General features: G+C 43.6%; 17 protein-coding genes and 2 pseudogenes. 10 read left to right on the top strand and 9 right to left on the bottom strand.

Features of this window, described 5'->3' with window-relative positions:
• Nucleotides 1-377 precede the first annotated feature (377 nt).
• The 3 genes from F6K38_RS21540 (at nt 378) to F6K38_RS21550 (ending at nt 1,363) form a co-directional block, all read left to right on the top strand.
• Entirely contained in the window at nt 378-692 is a 315-nt protein-coding gene (locus tag F6K38_RS21540; protein WP_008179418.1) for a TMEM14 family protein, read from the top strand.
• Nucleotides 693-747: 55 nt separating this feature from the next.
• Entirely contained in the window at nt 748-903 is a 156-nt protein-coding gene (locus tag F6K38_RS21545) for a hypothetical protein (protein WP_287256307.1), read from the top strand.
• A gap of 121 nt (nt 904-1,024) precedes the next feature.
• Nucleotides 1,025-1,363: a hypothetical protein gene (locus F6K38_RS21550; RefSeq protein WP_287293374.1), complete on the top strand. Its 339-nt coding sequence runs from the start codon at nt 1,025-1,027 to the stop codon at nt 1,361-1,363.
• Between the two features lie 172 nt (nt 1,364-1,535).
• Here F6K38_RS21550 and F6K38_RS21555 read toward each other — a convergent pair whose 3' ends face one another.
• Nucleotides 1,536-2,114, bottom strand: coding sequence for a TetR/AcrR family transcriptional regulator (locus F6K38_RS21555; RefSeq protein ID WP_287256309.1), 579 nt, complete (start codon nt 2,112-2,114; stop codon nt 1,536-1,538).
• A gap of 227 nt (nt 2,115-2,341) precedes the next feature.
• On the opposite strand from F6K38_RS21555, the gene F6K38_RS21560 reads away from it, so the two are divergent.
• The 5 genes and pseudogenes from F6K38_RS21560 (at nt 2,342) to F6K38_RS21580 (ending at nt 5,703) form a co-directional block, all read left to right on the top strand.
• Nucleotides 2,342-2,944, top strand: a complete 603-nt coding sequence (locus F6K38_RS21560; protein ID WP_287293372.1) for a pyridoxamine 5'-phosphate oxidase family protein — start codon at nt 2,342-2,344, stop codon at nt 2,942-2,944.
• A gap of 91 nt (nt 2,945-3,035) precedes the next feature.
• A pseudogene (locus tag F6K38_RS21565) lies at nt 3,036-3,407 on the top strand (alpha/beta fold hydrolase); the annotation flags it as partial.
• Between the two features lie 136 nt (nt 3,408-3,543).
• Nucleotides 3,544-4,047 (top strand): annotated as a pseudogene (locus F6K38_RS21570) (alpha/beta hydrolase); the annotation flags it as partial.
• Between the two features lie 200 nt (nt 4,048-4,247).
• Complete coding sequence (locus F6K38_RS21575; RefSeq protein WP_008179403.1) at nt 4,248-5,009, top strand: SDR family NAD(P)-dependent oxidoreductase; 762 nt, start codon at nt 4,248-4,250, stop codon at nt 5,007-5,009.
• A 40-nt stretch (nt 5,010-5,049) separates the two neighbouring features.
• Nucleotides 5,050-5,703: a cupin domain-containing protein gene (locus F6K38_RS21580; protein ID WP_287357424.1), complete on the top strand. Its 654-nt coding sequence runs from the start codon at nt 5,050-5,052 to the stop codon at nt 5,701-5,703.
• 135 nt (nt 5,704-5,838) lie between these two features.
• On the opposite strand, the gene F6K38_RS21585 is transcribed toward F6K38_RS21580, so the two are convergent.
• The gene (locus tag F6K38_RS21585) at nt 5,839-6,054 is read right to left on the bottom strand and encodes a hypothetical protein (protein ID WP_287254490.1); all 216 of its coding nucleotides are present in this window, start codon (nt 6,052-6,054) and stop codon (nt 5,839-5,841) included.
• On the opposite strand from F6K38_RS21585, the gene F6K38_RS21590 reads away from it, so the two are divergent.
• Complete coding sequence (locus F6K38_RS21590; protein WP_287254492.1) at nt 6,028-7,119, top strand: NAD(P)/FAD-dependent oxidoreductase; 1,092 nt, start codon at nt 6,028-6,030, stop codon at nt 7,117-7,119. The two genes, F6K38_RS21585 and F6K38_RS21590, sit on opposite strands and share 27 nt — an antisense overlap.
• A gap of 259 nt (nt 7,120-7,378) precedes the next feature.
• Here F6K38_RS21590 and F6K38_RS21595 read toward each other — a convergent pair whose 3' ends face one another.
• The 6 genes from F6K38_RS21595 to F6K38_RS21620 form a co-directional block, all read right to left on the bottom strand.
• Nucleotides 7,379-10,486 (bottom strand): nSTAND1 domain-containing NTPase, encoded by a 3,108-nt coding sequence (locus tag F6K38_RS21595; RefSeq protein WP_287357426.1) that lies wholly within the window; start codon nt 10,484-10,486, stop codon nt 7,379-7,381.
• A gap of 96 nt (nt 10,487-10,582) precedes the next feature.
• Entirely contained in the window at nt 10,583-11,503 is a 921-nt protein-coding gene (locus F6K38_RS21600; RefSeq protein ID WP_131826934.1) for a hypothetical protein, read from the bottom strand.
• Nucleotides 11,504-11,660: 157 nt separating this feature from the next.
• Nucleotides 11,661-13,469 (bottom strand): EAL domain-containing protein, encoded by a 1,809-nt coding sequence (locus tag F6K38_RS21605; protein WP_287357428.1) that lies wholly within the window; start codon nt 13,467-13,469, stop codon nt 11,661-11,663.
• 471 nt (nt 13,470-13,940) lie between these two features.
• Nucleotides 13,941-14,183 (bottom strand): hypothetical protein, encoded by a 243-nt coding sequence (locus F6K38_RS21610; RefSeq protein ID WP_131826933.1) that lies wholly within the window; start codon nt 14,181-14,183, stop codon nt 13,941-13,943.
• Between the two features lie 656 nt (nt 14,184-14,839).
• Complete coding sequence (locus F6K38_RS21615) at nt 14,840-14,995, bottom strand: hypothetical protein (protein ID WP_154659669.1); 156 nt, start codon at nt 14,993-14,995, stop codon at nt 14,840-14,842.
• Nucleotides 14,996-15,007: 12 nt separating this feature from the next.
• Complete coding sequence (locus F6K38_RS21620) at nt 15,008-16,192, bottom strand: sensor histidine kinase (protein WP_008179384.1); 1,185 nt, start codon at nt 16,190-16,192, stop codon at nt 15,008-15,010.
• A 594-nt stretch (nt 16,193-16,786) separates the two neighbouring features.
• Here F6K38_RS21620 and F6K38_RS21625 point away from each other — a divergent pair.
• Entirely contained in the window at nt 16,787-16,951 is a 165-nt protein-coding gene (locus tag F6K38_RS21625) for a hypothetical protein (RefSeq protein ID WP_287262782.1), read from the top strand.
• Nucleotides 16,952-17,415: 464 nt separating this feature from the next.
• Here the strand turns inward: F6K38_RS21625 and F6K38_RS21630 are convergent, their stop codons facing one another.
• Nucleotides 17,416-19,296 carry an NAD+ synthase gene (locus F6K38_RS21630; protein WP_008179380.1) on the bottom strand — a complete coding sequence of 627 codons (1,881 nt, stop codon included), beginning with the start codon at nt 19,294-19,296 and terminating at the stop codon, nt 17,416-17,418.
• Between the last annotated feature and the right edge of the window lie 211 nt (nt 19,297-19,507).

The raw sequence follows: 19,507 nt of genomic DNA on the forward strand, positions 1-19,507 counted from the left end.
CTCCTGAAGGGCGGGGTTTTCACCCGCATCCGTTAGACAGTTAGACTTTTGAGGTTTTTATTCCTCGCGAAGTCCCCTACTCATACCCCTCTATTTTCTAGAGGCTCCTAGTAGGAACAAGCCGCACCTACTCCTGACATCTGGCACCAGTCTCAATCAGCTTGGTTCATGTAAGGTGGGCAGTGGATCAGACAGATTGACCAAGCTTGCCAATCCCGTTGCTAGGCACTGCCCACCCTACGATTAATGACTGCATCCAATCTCCCTACTCCCTACTCCCTACTCCCTACTCCCTAATGTTAAGTTTTCTGCTGACTTGACCAAAGAAGTATCGAGCTAGAGGTATAACTGAGTTCAGTTTGACAAAAAATTTAATGATGAATCTAAGTATTGCAGCAGTACTCTTATACGGCATCTTAGCCCTGATTGGGGGAATCATGGGCTATGCTAAAGCCAAAAGCAAAATATCTCTCATTTCTGGTGTAATTAGCGGTTTATTGCTAATATTTGCTGGAATAATGCAGCTTCAAGAACAACCCTGGGCACAAACCTTAGGGATAGCCGTAGCAGCTGCACTGGTGATTGTCTTTGCGATCCGGCTCGCTAAAACTCGCAAGTTTATGCCAGCTGGACTCATGATCATTGCTGGTGTGGTGTCTCTAGGGGTGATGCTTTATCCAGCTATGGCTTAAAACCATGCTTGGATAGTCCCCCCTGAATGCATTTGATCAACCAGAAAAGCACACCATGGGTTTTTACATACAGATACCGGATAAACTAACCGATAGACGTTCTCTGAGTCTATCCGGTATCTGTGTATATCGGTCTCGTGCTGATAAGGGCAAAATGCCAACAGTCTTAGCCCCTGAACTTCCTTTGAGCTTAGTTTTATTCCTGTCTTAGTTGTTCAGTATAAATCGTATCTATTAATCTTATCTATTAATGGTATGATTGGACTAGAAACCCCTATAGCCTAGGCGGTGCTTTACCTGTAACCTTAGTTATAGTACTACTTATTAGTCAAGTGTCTCTCACCACAGATATCTATTATAACTCAACCAGTCCAGCCATCGCCAGGACTGCTAACGGCACCCGTAACTTGGTTTTTGAAGAATTAGCCGAAGTGAGTCCGATGGATCAAACTGTTTCTCTAGTGTTCATCAATCCCCAAGAGCCTAGTTATGAGCCTAGTTATTCTTATTTCCAAGAAGTCCAGTTTAACAATCCCATAAATCTGGAAAATGTGGTCAGACCGACAGTCAATTTTCTTGAAAACCCTCAATCTACCCTACCTGTCGAGAATCTCGTTATTGGTGTTGTCCTAATTTCCATCTTCTCTTTCATATTTATGAAGAGTTCTTGAAAGCTGAAAACCCCCGTGCTTGGCGCGGGGAAAAAAGCGACAACTCGATAGTTGACTTGGTCATAGTTGATCTTGATTTAATCTACACCATTGACGCAACGGTTTTTTGATTGACCCTCAACCGTCCACAAACCAGTGCGATCGCATTTCCCTATTCCCTCTTCTGACTTCCCTACTCCCTTCTCCCTAATAATGCTGAAGCAACGGTTTTCCCTTGTGCTGCTGCTATGGAGTTACCCTCCATCATCGCTACAACAATTGAGCCTTGCACAAGCAGTAAAAACTGTCGAGCCAATAATTCAGGATCAGTAATGCCTGTAGCCTGAGCCAGATCCAGAATATAGGCATAAACCGCTTGTTGGTGCTCCAAAGCCGCCTGATAACCTGGGTGATTGGGCTTGGCCAACTCTACAGTAGCGTTAATGAAAGCACAGCCCCGAAAATCTGGAGCCTCAAACCATAATTGAAGCACATCAAAGATTGCTAATAGACGCTCTTTGGGATCTGAACTATGTTGGGCAACAGTTTCTATAAACCAGGCACGCCAGCTCTCGCCCCGCTGTCGTAGGAATGCTTCAATCAGAGCATCCTTCGATTTGAAGTGGTTGTAAAGTGACATCTTGGCCACACCAGACTCGGAAATGATGCGATCAATCCCCACATTCTGAATACCCTCTTTGTAAAAGAGCTCAGAGGCTTTCTCTAAAATGCGATCGCGAACTGGTTTACGAGATGAAGTCAATTTGGTCATGGTTACTGAATCAGATTTGAATAGACAAGTCTGTCTAGTTTAGGCTAACACTTTCCCCTCCTCAGTGTCCTGTGACTATCGGGCACTGCTTAACAAAACTTTACAAAAAAATCAGCGGAAAATCCTTGACTTTATACAGACCTGTCTATTAACCTAATAAGAGACAGACCGGTCTACATAAATACAGCTTACATAAATAACGGTCTAGATAAATAAGGGGATTTCTGATGGCACGACAATTTACCAATATTGCTTTTACCCCTGGAGTCAAAAACGCTCAAACCCGCTACGGCTCTCGGGAAATTTATGACCAATTCGCCAAACGAGGCATCAGCACAGATACTCTGACTGCTAAAGAAACAGAATTTATCGCTGCACGGGATAGTTTCTATATGGGTACGGTCAACAGTAACGGTTGGCCTTACATCCAGTTTCGTGGAGGGCCCAAAGGATTCCTCAAAGTTCTGGATGATAAAACCTTGGGTTTTGTAGATTTTCAAGGAAATCTGCAATACATCAGTGTCGGTAACTTGTCTGAAAGCGATCGCGTTTTTCTATTTTTGATGGATTACGCTCACCGTCGCCGATTAAAGATTTGGGGAAGGGCTCAAATTATTGATAACGACCCACAACTGCTCAATCAATTAGCCGATCCTAATTATCAGGCGGAATTGGGACGAGTATTCATAATTAAAGTCGAGGCATTTGACTGGAATTGTCCCCAACATATCCCGATTCGTTATTCAGAAGAAGAATTTGCCCAAATGAAAGCTCCCCTAGAAGCTCGCATTCAAGAGTTAGAGAAACAACTAGCTCAACTTTCTCCCTAAAATTGAAGCTCTCCTCATCTAGTTTGAACTGTAAAAACTAAATCAATTATCACCAAGGAACGTAATCATCATGACTAACCTAAACACCACAATGCACAAAACTATTGAGATTGTTCGCGTAGCGTGGCCTTTTGGCCATGGAGTTAATATTTTCTATCGGGAAGCTGGCTCCAAAAACGCCCCTACCATCCTCTTGTTACATGGATTTCCTACTTCTTCCCACATGTTCCGGAATCTAATTCCCGCCCTTGCAGACGAATTCCACCTGATTGCCCCAGATTATCCTGGTTTTGGTGCCAGTTCCATGCCGAAGGTTGATGAATTTGAATATAGCTTTGATAAATTGGCAGATATCGTCGAAAAGTTGACGATTAAATTGGATTTACAACAATACTTTCTCTATGTGATGGACTATGGCGCACCAGTAGGTTACCGTCTAGCCAGCAAATATCCCAACAAAGTGCTAGGGCGTGTCTTCCAACTCGGAGATCCCCCTAAATCCCCCTTAAAAAAGGGGGACTTTGAGTATGGCTCCCCCCTTTTTTAAGGGGGGCTGGGGGGGATCATAATCTTGCCGAAAACTTTGAAAACACGCCCTAGGGCTGATTGTGCAGAATGGTAATGCCTATGAAGAAGGTTTGCGAGAGTTTTGGGAACCACTCAAGGCTTACTGGCAGGACAAAACTCCTGAAAATGCTCAAGTTCTAGCGGATTTTCTAACCCTCGAATCGACTAAGTGGCAATACACTAATGGAGTGCGCAATCCAGAAACCATTGCTCCAGACAATTGGTTCCACGACCAATATTTGCTCGACCGTCCTGGCAACAAAGAAATTCAATTGGAACTGTTTTACAGCTATGGTACTAACCCGAGTCTCTACCCACAATGGCAGGAATATTTCCGTCAGTTTCAACCTCCAACCCTAATTGTTTGGGGCAAAGGTGACTACATCTTTCCCGAAGAAGGAGCCCATCCCTACAAGCGGGATCTCAAAAACCTCGAATTCCATATCCTAGATACCGGTCATTTTGCCCTTGAGGAAGATCTAGAGTTGATTGCTAATTACATTCGCAACTTTGTTCGTTCTAATTACCCTAAGTAGTCAGGAAAATTAGTCAACCATAATTAGGTATAATGACAGTATAAGTAGTCGGACAAAAATTGTTAGCTCTGTCTAAAGTTTTGTCAACATTGGCAAAACTTTAGACAGAGCTAACAATTAGTCTTAGTTATTTCCCACTACTTAGCTGTCATGAGGTGTAAACCGATAAGAATCGTTGAACTAAATTGGAGGTAAATAGTATGGCCACTCAAACTGTTATTATTACAGGTGGCGCAACTGGCATAGGCTATGCAATTGCTGAAGGGTTTCTGAACACTGGGGCAAATGTAATGATCAATGGCAGAACTCTCTCAAAGCTTGAAAGTGCAGCCCAAAAGCTGAATCAGCCTGATCGCATCCAGATTATAGCAGGGGACATTACTGATCCTACATTCGCTCCTAAAATGGTTACTGAGACCGTTGCCAAGTTTGGTAGAGTTGATGTTTTGATTAATAATGCAGGCATCTTTGCCGTCAAGAACTTCACTGATTACACAATTGACGAGCTCTCACGGTACCTGGGATATGTAAGGGGTACTTTTGCACTAACCCAGGAAACCGTCAAACAGATGAGAAAGCAGGGGGATGGCGGCGCGGTCGTCAACATCAGTACAATACTTGCATTTAATGGGATTAAGGCTTTGCCGTCTTCTGCACCGATTATGGCGAAGGCTGCTATCACAGCAATGGTAAAAAACTTATCTGTGGAGCTAGCAGCAGACAAGATTCGGATTAATGCTGTAGCCCCTGGCATTGTTCTTACACCATTGCTGGGGGAAGTGAACCAAGAAACTGTGGATGATTTGAATCAGCAGCAGCCTCTTGGCAGAGTTGGCACACCGAAAGATATTGCTGATGCAGTGCTGTATCTGGCTAATGCCAATTGGGTTACCGGCGTGATTCTTCCTGTGGATGGTGGGGTTGATGCTGGTGGTGATGGTACTAGCAATCTCAAGCAATAATTAGAGATTCCAACAATAAACATAATGTCAGGAGGTTGCCATGCAGATTCATGCAGATTTAACTCAGCGAGTTGTTGTCTATAGCGAAGAGCTACCTTGGGTTGATTCTCCTATGGCTGGTGTACAGCGTCGGATGTTGGAAAGGGATGGAGACGAAGTAGCTAGAGCAACCTCTCTGGTTCGCTATGAAACTGGTAGTTTCTTTTCTGCTCATACTCATGGTGGTGGTGAAGAATTTCTAGTTTTAGATGGCATATTTTCTGATGAAAAAGGAGATTATCCCTCTGGTACTTATGTCCGCAATCCCGTAGGTTCAAGCCATACTCCTAAAAGTGAATCAGGTTGTACGATTCTGGTGAAACTATGGCAAATGTCTCCTGACGATCAAGAGCGAGTAGTAATCGATACAACTAATAATTCTTGGGTTCCAGGTTTAGTTAAAGGATTACAGGTAATGCCCTTACATACTCATAGTACAGAAAATGTTGCTCTAGTTAAATGGGAACCTGGAACTATTTTTAAACACCATAGTCATTTTGGTGGAGAAGAAATTTATGTGATTGAAGGGGTGTTTGAAGATGAACATGGAACTTATCCTAAAGGAACTTGGATACGCAATCCTCATGGCAGTACTCATACTCCCTTTAGTCAAGAAGGCTGTTTAATTTACGTTAAAACAGGACATCTTAATTAATTTCAAATTTCATTTGAATAGTTTAAGTATTCAGCTATCAGCTTTCAGCTATCAGCTTTCAGCTTTCAGCTATTAGCTATCAGTTATCAGCTTTCAGCTATCAGTTATCAGCTATTAGCTATCAGTTATCAGCTTTCAGCTTTCAGCTAAAGGCTGAAGGCTGACGCCTGAATGCTTACCTTTCAGCTTTTGAATCAAATAGGTAAGCATTGGCTTAATCTCTGTTATATCAGCTGACTGCTGAGCACTGACCGCTGACCACTGACCGCTGATCGCTGAATGCTTACGATAGATTTTATTCCAACCCACTACAGAGGTAATATCATGAAACTCAAAAAACAAAATCTTCAAGAATCCACTGACAAAATTTACGACACCATTATTGTGGGAGGTGGCGCAGGAGGTCTTTCTGCGGGAATCTATCTCCAGCGTTACTTACTCAATACGTTGATTATCGATAAAGGCAAAGCCCGCTCTTTTTGGATGCAGGAACTCCACAATTACCTGGGTTTACCTCCCGATACCCCTGGTCGTTCTGTTCTTAGACAAGGTAAAGAGCATTATTTGTCTATCGGTGGTGATATACTAGATGCTTTTGTCGAAGAAGTAATTGATGAGGGTGAGACGTTTGCTGTACGAGTAAAAGTTGGTCGAAACAATAGTGAAAACTATACCTTTCGAGCTAAATACCTGATTGCTGCTAGTGGCATTATTGACTATCTGCCAGCTTTGGAAAATATGCGAAATGTCTATGACTACGCAGGTTATAACCTCCATGTCTGTCTGATTTGTGATGGATATGAAATGGCTGATAAAAAGGTGGGGGTATTTGCCAGCACAGCAGGTAATGCGGAAGTGGTTTTTCCTCTGGGTTGGTTTACTTCGGAAATTACTTTATTTACCCAAGGATTGTTCGATGTAAATGATGAATTGCGACAAAAAATAGAACAACAGGGTTATGAAATCATAGAAACCCCAGTTGAGCAATTTTTAGGGGAAGACCATCAGATGACTGGAGTAGAATTAACGGATGGTGGAGTAATTGAGTTGGAAGCTGGCTTGATTTCTATGGGCTCCAAATATCATGCCCAATATCTAGACACATTTGATTTGGAGAAGAAGGGAGGGAATCTGGTTACAGATAAAATGGCCCGCACTTCCCATCCTCGGATCTTTGCCATTGGTGATTTAAAGGTAGGACTGAATCAGGTTGTCATTGCTGCTGCCGATGGAGCTTTAGCAGCTACTCAAATTTGGCGGGATATTCGTGGTAGTCAACCTCCTAAAGCTTCTAATACTGGCGTTGCTGATTATGCGTATGGTTTTGCCCCCCTAGCCCCCCAATTCTGGGGGGAACAAAACTATCAAAGTCCCCCAGAATTGGGGGATTTAGGGGGCTTCAATCAAACCAAATGATCGCGCATTCATTCCTTAATTCAGCAACGCCCTAATACTGATAGGGTTTTGCGGTGATCAGGTTTTAGCAGCTCCAGACCGTGAATGTCTGAGTTTGAGCCAATTTTTCCTTTCCTTCCCCTGCTATATTGTGTTGATGCAGTCGCTTATGAGGAGCGACTGCATTGCTTTTGGAAGTGGTACAGTAAGTTGTACATTAGTTAGATGCCAATGGAAATTCTCAGTGCCAGCGAAGCTAGAGCCAATTTGTTGTGTCCGTTTACCTAACCCATGTCAGGCTCAATACTGCTGACCCAATCCTAATCTGATGGCTGGCTTTTTGGTTAGAGTTTGCCAATCCCTGCTTAGCCTGCTCAGCTTGTTTTAGTTTTGTTATTAACTCATCTAACTTCAGTGCTGGTTGTCGTAGATAAGAAACCATATCATCATGCATCAATTGATAGCGTTCAGCCACACTATCCGGTACCTTAACTACCAACTCCGACTCTACTATAATCCTTAATACCAACTCTAATTTATCAGCTTCTGTTCCTAAATGATTCGCTAACTCAGCTTTAGTCTTCAGGGGACGATTGCCTGTTTCATCTGTTAGTAAATATAGCACCAGTTCCGCCACCTGCTGATTCTCTGGTCCACAATCTTCCACTACTCCAGTCAAATACCGCGCCATCAATCCTTGCTTTGAACCCCGTTCCCAATAGTGTTCCAGGGTAGTAATACTCTCCGCCTGCAATTGCGCTCCTACTATCTGCAATTCCATCGGACGTACTTCCGATAATTCCCCAGCTAAATCCTGTACCAATTCTTCAATCAAAGCTGGTTCTAGGTCAAAAGATGATTGTTTAGTTACTTGCTCAATCACCGACTTAGCATCATCTCGGGAAAAATTACCTAAAGGATAGCGCACATGTTTACTTAATATGTCATTGCCAATAATTTCCATACTGGCCATGGGATTAGGGCTACCCGACCATGGTGCCCGTTCGCACTCCAGTAAATAATGGAGATAATCCTCCCGCATCGACAGAATCACCTTAACTGACGGACTAGTAACACACTCTTCTAGGAATTCAAAAAATTGCCGTCGCTGAGCTTTATCCAGGTAAACAAAGAAAAAGTCTTCAAACTGGTCAAAAATCAGTACTGTCCGCAAATTGTGCTGTTCATTTTGCCGCAATTGCTGTATAATAATATCTGGGCTTTGTAGAGATGTTCCATGCAATGTCTCTATATTTATTCCGGTTAATGCCTCTACCAATAACCGTCCCAATTCTTCTACCCAATTGCTATAGACTGCCATCACTACAGGCAACACATCTTCTGTACCAATTACAGTCTGTTTCAACCCTGGTACTAATCCCCCATTCACCAGAGAACTCTTGCCCACCCCTGATTCTCCATGAATCACAATTAGCCTGTAATCATTGCTTCCAATCCGTTCAATCAATCGATTGACATCCTGCTGTCGCCCAGACTGGGCAATTTCTAGCGCTATAGTTTCTGGATTTTCCTCCTCTAGGGGGGCAAGGCGTTGCGCTCCGATCAAATTTGTTGGCAACCCCACCAACCTTATCCCTTGTCGTGGCTGTAATCCACCAGCACCAATAAACCCTCCCCAACCATACTGTTGCGCTAACGATTGTTGATATTGCTTAAGTTGGAAAGCTTGGAGATACTGCCCCTGCTGGAAATAAAGCGATTTCCCTAACCGACCGCTACGCGATCGCAATCCCTGCAAAATCCGAGTGTAAAACCGAGGATTATCCTGAGGTGCAATAACCCTTGCCTGTTCTAGATGTTGGAGTGCAGCTTCAGGGTGACCAAGCCGTTGCTCAGATTGAGCTAACAGTAGTAGATACAGACTCGTTTGAAGTGAGTGCATGGTCTGGAGTGCATTGTCCTGAATGCTGACTCCTGAGTTAAGAGATGGTTTTGTGCCCTCTGTGCTCTCTGTTTCCTGTGTTTCCTCTGTTCCCTCTTCTGCAACACCATAGGAAACTTTCCCTATAGTATCTAATGCTTTCTGAGCATTTTGCTTAGCCTCTTGCCAACGAGATTGGTTAAGAGCGACTTCTGCTAAAAATCCGTAAGCTTGGGCTTTTAGTGGTGCCAGACCTTGCGCCCCTAATAGGATTTGGCGTTGCTGTAACCCTAGGGCATTGTGAGCCAAGTGATACAAATCATCCCAATCCTCTAGGCGTTGCATCACCTCACCTAGTTGATTGATAAACTTAGTGACTAAATCATGACGATTCAACTGCTCAAACCGATCAAGACACTCCTGGAATAATCGTCTAGCATCGTTCCAATAGAGACAGTTTTCTGGTTCCCGAGACTTTTCCCCCTGCTGGAAATAACACAACCCAATGTAAAATAGGACGATTCCCTGACGCTCCAGAAATTGCTGATCAGAAACGGTAATCTCATTTACCGTAGTATCACTGCCGTTTTCTAAGTTATTTAGATATTCTAAGTTATCTAGATATTCTAAGTTATTTATATCATCTAAATTATCTAGATATTCTAAGCTATTTACATCTTCTAAGTTATCTAAATTAGATGAAGAAACATTGTTCCGACTCTCCCCATCTCCTGATCTCGTGATCTGGTGATCTCCCGATCTCTCAGTCTCTGTTTGAGCTGGTTGCCAAAATGCCAAACTTTGCTCATAGTGAGTTACTGCACTACCCAACTGATAGTTAGCATAAGCCTCTTGACCACGAAGGAATTCTATACTAGCTTTGAGAGCAGGTTCAAGGGTTTCACCGCGATGCTGTAAATCCTTCAGAGCAGCATCAATTTCCCGGTGACGTACAATACCTATATCAGTAGGTACAAAGTATGCTATACTGTTTGATTTTAAAATATAGTCAAAGATAGCATCGGTAGTCTCTTTGAGTTCAGTAATTAAGGTTTCTGTTGCGTTCGCAAATTCTATCGGTGTCCCCAAACTCTCGAAATCTGGAGCAAACTGGGTTAGTTGCTGCTGAACCTCATCTGTAATCCATAACACTAAGGGGAAAGGAAGATTTTTCTGAAACTCTTGGAGCACTTGATTAGTAACACTCAGCATCTGTGCTAGATTCTGCACCGATTCTAAGCCCAACACCATCACAGAAGTAGGGCGTTCTTCTCCCAGTATTGACCGAATGGTGTGATAGAGGACTTTGTCCGATGGCTTAAGGGTTAGGGTATTAATGTCAACCGAGCAGAGTGTTGGTAATTGCGCTACCAAACGGAAACGCACCCTGATATAATTACAGCGGGCTAAAATCAGCTTGAACTGTCCCTGAGAGGCTTCTACTGCCGACGCTAGTTTTTTCAGGGCATGCTGATTTTCAGTTGCGATCGCATTAGATTTGTCCATCGACCAATGTAGGGTCTTCCCGCCATTCAAGTAGCCATCTCAACCCTTAACTCTAACATCCAAACTCCAAAAAGGGACGCCAAGGGCGAACCACCGTCAACCACCGATTGCTAGGATAACTGTTGCAAAGCCAGTCACACTCAGACGGTCTTCGTTATAGAAGGCAGTACGTACTACTAAATCGAGATAAACTCTAGGGCGTAATTCCCCTCGCCAACTAATCGAGTCACCCCGTTGGCGGTAAGGAGACTCTCCGGTCGGTAATCCACCCAACTGCGCACCTTGTTCAGTTTTGCCGGTATAACTCAAAGTGGTTCCAGGAATTGTTTCTCCCTGCTTGACTCGGTATAAAACTGGAACCTTGTAAACCACTAGACTGGGGTTTGTTTTGTCCGGTACCTGCGGTACCCAACCAGGTTTAGAAGATACCCCATCTACCGTTAGACTAACACTACCACCAGCTTGTAGGCGTTCCTCACTATAAACTAATACCCGTTGGTTCAGGCCCATTTCGACTCCCCTCAGAGGGCTTCCAGTCCAGTCTAGAGAGTCACCACTGCGCTTGAATGCCCGTTGTCCATTGATCAACACTTCAGCAGTTTTCTCCTCCGTCCTACTGATGTACCGAATATCAGTCCCTGGTATCAATGAACCAGCTTTCACCTCCTGCCTAACTGGTCCTTTGTAGACCAAGGTAGAGTTTGACCGAGGCTGCCGTTCCAGTAGACTGCAACTAGTCGTCGTAGGGACAACAGCCAACAGCACCGCTGTGGCAATTAGTAAACGTTTAAGCAAACTGAGTGCTGAGTTTTGAGTGCTCAGTCCATTCTCTTGAGTGCATTTTCCGGCGTTGCTGAATAATGGAATGATTTTAAGAGTTTTGTAGAATGGGCATCTTGGTGGAACTGGCATCTTGCCAGTTTCAAGAGATTTTCGCGCGGGCAGGATGCCCACTCTACTCCTATTCATTACTTGATTCAGCAACGCCCATTGTCCTGAGTGGTAAGAAGTGCTCAAGACTGAATAACCTAGTCTATGGTCAGCTCTTGCAGTGTAGGATCTGTTTTCCAAGTCAGGTTTCATGTTTAGCCTCTTTTACATCCAAGCTTGCCCCCCGATCGTCGGTGAGTATTGGGGGATACCCTTTTGCTTGTCTTAATTCCTACTATAGCGATTACCAAAACCTATCTGGCTTGGTTAACATCAAATTGGTCACCGTTTCCGCAGTGAGGGCTTCACCAAATAAGAATCCTTGTCCATATTCACAGCCTAAATCTTGCAAAATATCCTTTTGTTCTTGGGTTTCTATACCCTCAGCAATTACCTGAATTTTTAGTTTTTTAGCTAGATTTACAATCGCTTCTACCGTATCAAAATTTTTACCATTTTTTGTAAATCCTTGGCTAATAAAAGAACGAGCAATTTTAATGATATCAATTGGCAAATCATTTAGATAGGAAAACGATGAGTATCCGGTGCCAAAATCATCGATACACAATTTTATATTTCTGTCTTTGAGTTTCTGCAAGATAGTGCTATCAACTGAGGCATTATCTACCAACACACTCTCAGTAATTTCCAGCTTCAAGTTCGCCCCACTCAATTCTAACGTGGTGCAGATTTGGTCAATCTGGTCAATCAGCTGGGGTTGGTTGAGTTGAATACCAGACAGATTCACACTGATACTCAAAGAAGAATAATCAGGAAACTGGTCTTGCCAAAGGCTTAACTGTTTGCAGGCTTCCCGTAAAATCCATTCACCAAGGGGGATAATTAGTCCTGTTTCTTCTGCTACCGGAATAAACTCACTAGGACTAACCTTGATGCGAGTGCGGTGCTGCCACCTGGCCAAGGCTTCAAAACCAATAGTTTTGCCGGTTGTCAGGGACACTATTGGTTGATAATTCAGATGCAATGTTTCGTATTTAATTGCCTGTTGTAAGTCGGTTTCTAACTGTAGTCGCTCAATAGCTCTCTTTTGCATACTAGGATGAAAAACTTCTGAGGCTCCTTTCCCCTCTAATTTGGCATAATACATCGCCGTATCTGCCCCTCGCAGCAAATCTTTCGGTTGCTCATACCCCATGGTACTCAGGACAATACCAATGTAGCAATTAGAAGACACAACTCGCCCATTGAGATCGAATGGGATGGAAATCTCCTGATGGATACGCTCAGCTGTCTCTTTCACCTGAGCTAAGTCTTGGATATTCGAGAGCAAAATCGCAAATTTATTCTCTCCCATCCGTGCCAATATATCCTGATCACCGATGCATTCCTGTAAGCGTTGAGCAGTAGCAACTAGGAGTTGTTCACTGAGTAGATCACCTAGACTGTATTGGATAATTCCGTAGCGACTGAGAGTCAGAGATAGCACAGCAAATACATTATCCTTCTGAGTGTTTCCAACAATTGGTTCATCCCAGCAAAGAGTTGGTATAATCGGGTATGCCATCGGTAGACATTTGCGATTGTGAGTTGGCTGTACTGGCTTAAACCACTGGCGCAGGTAGTATAAAAACAATGTCCGATTAGGCAAACCGGTTAATTCGTCATAAAACGTCAGGTCTTGTAACCTCTTGATTGCCTTCCGGTAATTTTTGCGCACCTTTGCTTCTCTTAACTCCCGCTCCACCGCCGGAACTAATCGTGCTAACTGGTGTTTAAGTAAATAGTCATGGGCTCCCGCTTTCATAGCAGCGATTGCCATATTTTCCTTAATCGAGCCGGAGACGATAATAAACGGTAAGTCTAACCCTTTTTTTTGTAAGAGTAGTAAGGCACCAATGGCGCTAAACTTAGGCATGAAGTAATCAGCAATCACAAGATCCCACCCCTTATTATCTAAGGCTTCGTTCATTGCTCCTGGTGCTTCCACTCGTTCATAAATTGCTTCGTAGCCACCATTTTTTAGTTCAACCACCAGCAACTCAGCATCATCTTCTGAGTCTTCGACAATCAAAATTCGCAGTGGTTTATTCATTGATATGTCCTATCTATTGTTCAATAAGTTTCTACTTGATTAGAAAGCTTTTGGATTATGATATTACTAATCTCATCATCTACACATTTATGGCTAATTTTTAACTCAAATCGATGTCATTACCTGAATTGGCTGGTTTTGAGGAGTATACAGAATACATAATTCAGAAATCAGGATAATAATTTAGCAAGGTTAGTGGTAGTATCAATAACGATTAGTGGATTACCAAGCAAATTTATATTAAAAATTCCTGGATGGAAAATCAATTATTATGACTACTGATTCCTGACTACTGACTCCTCAATTGCCGGATAGTTGGTTATGTCGAACTCAGGTAAGTTTAGGTTTAATCCCAACCGATAAATGGCTTCTCCTAAAGTCTCCTTAGACTAGAACTTGGTTAACACCTAGTGCTTTGTAGTGCGGATTATCCTTGAAATCTTTGCTTTGCAAAGTTGACCATAGCTAACCTTAATACTCTTGTATTCTCGGCGTTTCTGAATCAAGTAATGAATAGGAGTAGAGTGGGCATCCTGCCCGCCCGACAATATATTGAAACTGGCAAGATGCCAGTTCCACACAAGATGCCCATTCCACAGGTGCGACCCGTGGCGAATTTAATTCGCCAAGTAAGAGCGCACCTAAGCAAGATGCCCATTCCACAGGTGCGACCCAAGGCCGCGAGGGATTGCTCGCGGCCTTGGAGGCGCGCACCTACTATTAAAATCATTACATTATTAAGCAACGCCGTCTTTGGGACCAACTCGGTACATGTCATAAGCATCAAAGTAAGTGTAATACTCACAGTTTTCAAAATAAGTCTGTCTTACTGCCTACCAAGCCTGCTTGTACAGGTTGTTGGCTTGTTCACACCAGAAAACAAGTAGGTCATTAGTTTCATCTGGTATGTTCCCAGACAATAATCCAGATAATAATATTTTCTTTGTCCCGTATTGCACTAGTTATATCACCTCCTAATCACAAAGAAAGTAGACCAGGGGTGTGCATCCCCTAACTTGTTTTCACCCCCCGCGTCAAGCAGGGGGGCAAACAAGCTGCGATTTCTGTAAATTCAATTCCTAACAGCTTAAATTGCCTAAGCGCCATAATTACCAAAGCCATCTTAAAGCCTGTATTATCATAAAAATGAAACACATGGCTGCCATTTTGTCATTTTTATGTTTGCACACAGATCATCAATTGTAATTTAACTATTGCTAATCATTAGATCAGTAGTGATTGCAATAGTTTTTAGGTAAGCATTCAGCTATCAGTTATCACCTATCAGCTAATGGGCTACGGGCACGCTACTGTTCGCGCAGCGTGCCCGTAGCGCAATCGGTGCTATCAGCTATCAGCCAAAGGCCAGGCTACGGGAATGGCCACGCTACTGTTCGCGCAGCGTGCCCGTAGCGCAATCGGTGCTTTTGAATAAAATAAGCTGACCACTGACCACTGACGGCTGACGGCTGACGGCTGACGGCTGACGGCTGAATGCTTACGTTTTTAGGTGTGGAGGAGACCAAGCAATGGTGTTATTATAGCGAATAATTTTTGAAGGGTGGAAGGGTAAAATAAAACGTTGCTCCTTGTTCAATTGCACTTTTAGCCCAGACTCTGCCACCATGTCGGTGAATAATACGCTTTACAGTAGCGAGTCCAATGCCATTGCCAGTAAACTCGGCTTCGTTGTGCAAGCGTACAAAAGGGATAAATAATCTGTCAGCGTCAGCCAGATCAAAGCCAGCTCCATCATCCCGGACAAAATAGGCGATCGCTTCATCACTAGTTTGCTCTTGCCCCCCTGTCTGAGGTGCGGACAATGGGCAAACTCCAAATTCAATCCTGGCTTGGGGATGATGGGATGTGTATTTCCAGGCGTTGTGGAGTAGATTCTGTAAAACAATCCGGAGCAACGTACTATCTCCATAAGCCTGAATTCCTTTGGCAATGACCCATTCCACGCTCCGTTCAGGTTGGGTTTGTGTGAGTTCTAACCTAATTTCAGCAACCATCTTGCTCAAATCAACCTGCTGGTAGTGCATCGGGTCACCGCTAACTCTCGAAAGCTCTAGCAAATCCTCAATGAGTTTCCACATATGCTGACTGTTAGCAGATATACGTTGGAGATAGTGTTGTCCTTTGAGATCCAACTGGTGATGATAGTCCTTTGATAGAACCTTAATAAAACTCTTAATCCTTCGTAGTGGAGCGCTTAACTCGTGGGATACTGAATAGGCAAATGCTTCTAGTTCCTGATTTGTGGCTTCTAGTTGAGCCGTGGGCTGATTAACTCCGTCTACCAGCTGTTGATTAGTAGCCAACATTGTTGCTGGTTCTAGCACTTGCAGCAAACTATTTTCTGTAATGATACCTGTCGGTCGTCCACTATCCTCTACAACTGGTAGATGACGAATCCGATGTTGGCGCAATCGAGACAGTAGCTTGACTATATTCTCGACATTCTCGACTTCAGTGGCTGGTAGTGTAATTAATTCTGTGGTCATCACGTCAGCGATCGCTAGTCCAGAAAGCCCAATCCCTTCGACTATGACCTTTAGCAAATCTCGCTCAGTAAAAATGCCTACTAATGACAGTTGCGACTGGACGAGTACGTAACTAGAGTCGAACTGGATCATGCGGGCAATTGCCTCTGTTACTAGAGTTTCGGGAGATACAATCAGAGGATCCCTATTAATTGCTGCGTCTAGGTTCAAATACATCGGGTAAGAGTGTAGCACAAATTTCAACAATCTAGCAGTAGGAATTGGTGAAATTATAGCGATTGTGATTAAACAAATTCATTCCAAAATGGCGAAAAATTTCAATTTAACTAGTCAAGATAGAGGGAAATTTTTATTTTTACCTCTCCCTCTTACCCTTTCACCATAATTTTAACCAACTGCACCAGTAAATTAATAAGCAAATTAATACGATGTCAGCATTCAGCATATGCGCATTCGCGCACGCTACGCGAACAGAATTCAGCCATTCCTAATCAGCCCTTAGCTACAAGCAATCTTGAATCAACCAACCTTTAAGAAAGAACATTCTCGCCCGAATACTTATGTACTCCCATCATCTACTCCCATCCAGACCCAAATACCTAAGTTTGGGTCGATGCTTTAGCTGACTCCTGAGCAGCTGAGCCCTGAAGGCTTACCGTTTAGCTCCAATTGACCAGGTTTTTTGTTGATCCTTGACTGTTCACTGCTGACAGTAAACGTCATCTAGTATTTCCAAATAAATCATGAAACCCAATGCTGATTTGTCATAACAAGTAAGCATAATGCCGTCAGCCTAATGCCGTCAGCCTTGTGGCACAGGCTTTGGCCTTGGCCTTTTGGCCTTTTGGCCACGCTACGCGAACGGCCACGCGTGCGCGTTTGGCCACGCTGTGCGAACGACGCTGTGAGGTAACTCAGCATTATTCCAATGCTTACTTGTTTTATTCCAAAGCTGTTCGCGTAGCGTGCGCGTAGCGCATTAGCTGATAGCTGATAGCTGATAGCTGATAGCTGATAGCTGATAGCTGATAGCTGATAGCTGATAGCTGATAGCTGAATGCTTACCATAACACCAAAAAAATACTTGGAGCTCTTTCCTACTGTTACCTACCCCCCTTATTAAGGTTAGGGGGGATTCCTGTACCCTTTTTCAATCAATCCTAGTTTCTATCAAATGGGTTCTATAGACTGTGAACAGTCAACAACCAGACTATTACGTTTATTTTTACCGTCCCACTTACTCGATCACGAAACTGCTATTCTATTATGGATTTCTTGAACAAGACTTCCCTGGCTAGGTAGTGATTAGTTATTAGTCCAGTATTAGTCCATTGTCGTCAACAATAAGTCTTCTGGTCTTTAGCAATGACTAATTACCAAAGACCAAAGACCAAAGACTAATGACTAATGATTAATGACTAATCATTAATAGACTAATGCTATAGCCAACGACTAGCAATTGGCATCCGCCAGCCAGTACCAAAGGCGCGGTCAGTAACCTTTAAGCCTGGCGGGGCTTGTCGGCGCTTAAATTCAACACGAGCGACTAGTCGGATGATTTTGTGAACCACTTCGGGCTGATGACCTGCATCAATAATTTGCTCCGGGGCTTGGTGCTGCTGGATCAGTCGCTCGAGAATATCATCTAGGATATCGTAAGATGGCAAGGAATCTTGGTCTACTTGACCAGGTTTTAATTCAGCGCTGGGGGGCTTGATTAGAATATTAGCAGGAATAATTTCTGTTTGGCTTAAAGGTTGTTCGCCTTTGGCGTTCGAGTCAGTTAGGTTAGCAGGTTGACGCTGATCAGCTTGAAGCTTAGAAGAGGAGTCTGAAGGTTCAAGATTGAGCGTACTAACCTGCAACTTCTGATTAACCTGGGACTCCTCTGCCCTAGAATTTAGCCACCGACATAGGGAGTAGACCCGGGTTTTGGGAACATCGGCAATTACAGCTAATCCACCATTCATATCACCATAGAGGGTACAGTAACCCACTGCCATCTCTGACTTGTTGCCAGTAGAAAGCAGGAGATAGCCAAATTTATTAGCGATCGCCATCAGTAAGGTGCCCCGAATTCGGGATTGAATATTCTCTTCAGCCACACCGAACTCTGTCCCAGCAAATAGAGAGGTTAAGGTTTGGTCAAACCCTTCCATCAAGGAACCAATGGCTAGGGTGTGAGTCTTAATACCTAGGTTTTGTGCTAAAGAGAGAGCATCTTTGACGGAGTGGTCAGAACTGTAGGGAGAAGGCATGAGAATCCCCAAGACATTCTCTGGTCCTAAGGCGGCGGTGGCAATAGCAGCTACAAGAGCAGAATCAATCCCACCACTCAAACCAATTACTACTTTTTTAAAACCACACTTACGGGTGTAATCTCGGACTCCTAGGACTAAGGCTGACCAAATTTCTTCGTCTAGGCTGGCTGGGGCTGGTGCTATTGCTGCCGATGGTGGAGACTCTATAGTTGTTTCTGGTGGGGTGACCAGATCGTGTGTTTCTCGGTCATATTCCAAAATGACTAAGTCTGTTTCAAAGGCACGGGCGCGACATACCATCTCACCAGCCTGATTAAATGCTACACTACACCCATCAAATATCAGGTCATCATTGCCTCCTAGCTGATTGGCGTAGAGGATAGGTGTATGGTAACGGCTAGCGCTATGGCGCAACATTGCTTCCCGAGTTTTCTGTTTACCCGCGCTATAGGGTGAGGCGGACAAGTTTACCACTAGGTCTACACCCTGTTGAACTAAGTCTGTGATCGGATTGACTTGATAGCTGCGTTTGCCCCAAAACTCTTCATCGTTCCACAAGTCTTCGCAAATGGTAACACCGATTTTAATTGGAGAGTGGGCATTCTGAGTTGTGATTGCTGATGGCTGGTGATCAATGGTGAAGGAATTACTCTCCCGTCCTGGTTCAAAGTAGCGGTTTTCATCGAAAACATCATAGGTGGGCAAGAGTCGCTTGTGAAAAATCTGCCGTACTTTTCCCCCCTCTAGTAGAGCAATGCTGTTATATAAAGGTTTGCCACCAGCAAGCTCTGCTTTGGTATTCGGTGTTACTGTCCCCACCAAAACAGCTAGAGACAATGGTAGCTGCTGAGCTAGTTGTTGCACTTGTGTAGTCATCGACTCTCGAAACTTGGGATTGAGCAGCAAATCTCGTGGTGGATAGCCACACAAGGATAATTCTGGTGTCAGCAACAGACGCACATCCTGACTCGCAGCAGTGTTGGCTACTTCAAGAATCCGTTGAGCGTTGCCTGTAATATCACCAATGGTGGGGTTGAGTTGAGCGATCGCAATCTTCATCATTTTTGATTGTTTTTTATAGTTTAGGCCATCTACTTCACACAATCTTTAGTAATCTGGGTTTGGTTAGTAATTAAATGACAAAATATACAGTTTATATCGTCTTGACCAATCCGGTTTTTTTATCAAACCAAAAACTTGCTTATAATTAGCATTTTTTGTTGATATTTTTACTTCTTAATTAGTTGATAAACTTATTGGCAAATCAACT

The sequence above is a fragment of the Moorena sp. SIO3B2 genome, assembly GCF_010692525.1.
Taxonomy (GTDB): domain Bacteria; phylum Cyanobacteriota; class Cyanobacteriia; order Cyanobacteriales; family Coleofasciculaceae; genus Moorena; species Moorena producens.

Bases quoted from the DNA above. Each gene is read 5' to 3' on its own strand.
- F6K38_RS21630 (WP_008179380.1), bottom strand. From the start codon at position 19,296: ATGAAGATTGCGATCGCTCAACTCAACCCCACCATTGGTGATATTACA.
- F6K38_RS21575 (WP_008179403.1), top strand. From the start codon at position 4,248: ATGGCCACTCAAACTGTTATTATTACAGGTGGCGCAACTGGCATAGGC.
- F6K38_RS21605 (WP_287357428.1), bottom strand. From the start codon at position 13,469: ATGAATAAACCACTGCGAATTTTGATTGTCGAAGACTCAGAAGATGAT.
- F6K38_RS21595 (WP_287357426.1), bottom strand. From the start codon at position 10,486: ATGGACAAATCTAATGCGATCGCAACTGAAAATCAGCATGCCCTGAAA.
- F6K38_RS21590 (WP_287254492.1), top strand. From the start codon at position 6,028: ATGAAACTCAAAAAACAAAATCTTCAAGAATCCACTGACAAAATTTAC.
- F6K38_RS21540 (WP_008179418.1), top strand. From the start codon at position 378: ATGAATCTAAGTATTGCAGCAGTACTCTTATACGGCATCTTAGCCCTG.
- F6K38_RS21560 (WP_287293372.1), top strand. From the start codon at position 2,342: ATGGCACGACAATTTACCAATATTGCTTTTACCCCTGGAGTCAAAAAC.
- F6K38_RS21620 (WP_008179384.1), bottom strand. From the start codon at position 16,192: ATGTATTTGAACCTAGACGCAGCAATTAATAGGGATCCTCTGATTGTA.
- F6K38_RS21555 (WP_287256309.1), bottom strand. From the start codon at position 2,114: ATGACCAAATTGACTTCATCTCGTAAACCAGTTCGCGATCGCATTTTA.
- F6K38_RS21545 (WP_287256307.1), top strand. From the start codon at position 748: ATGGGTTTTTACATACAGATACCGGATAAACTAACCGATAGACGTTCT.
- F6K38_RS21580 (WP_287357424.1), top strand. From the start codon at position 5,050: ATGCAGATTCATGCAGATTTAACTCAGCGAGTTGTTGTCTATAGCGAA.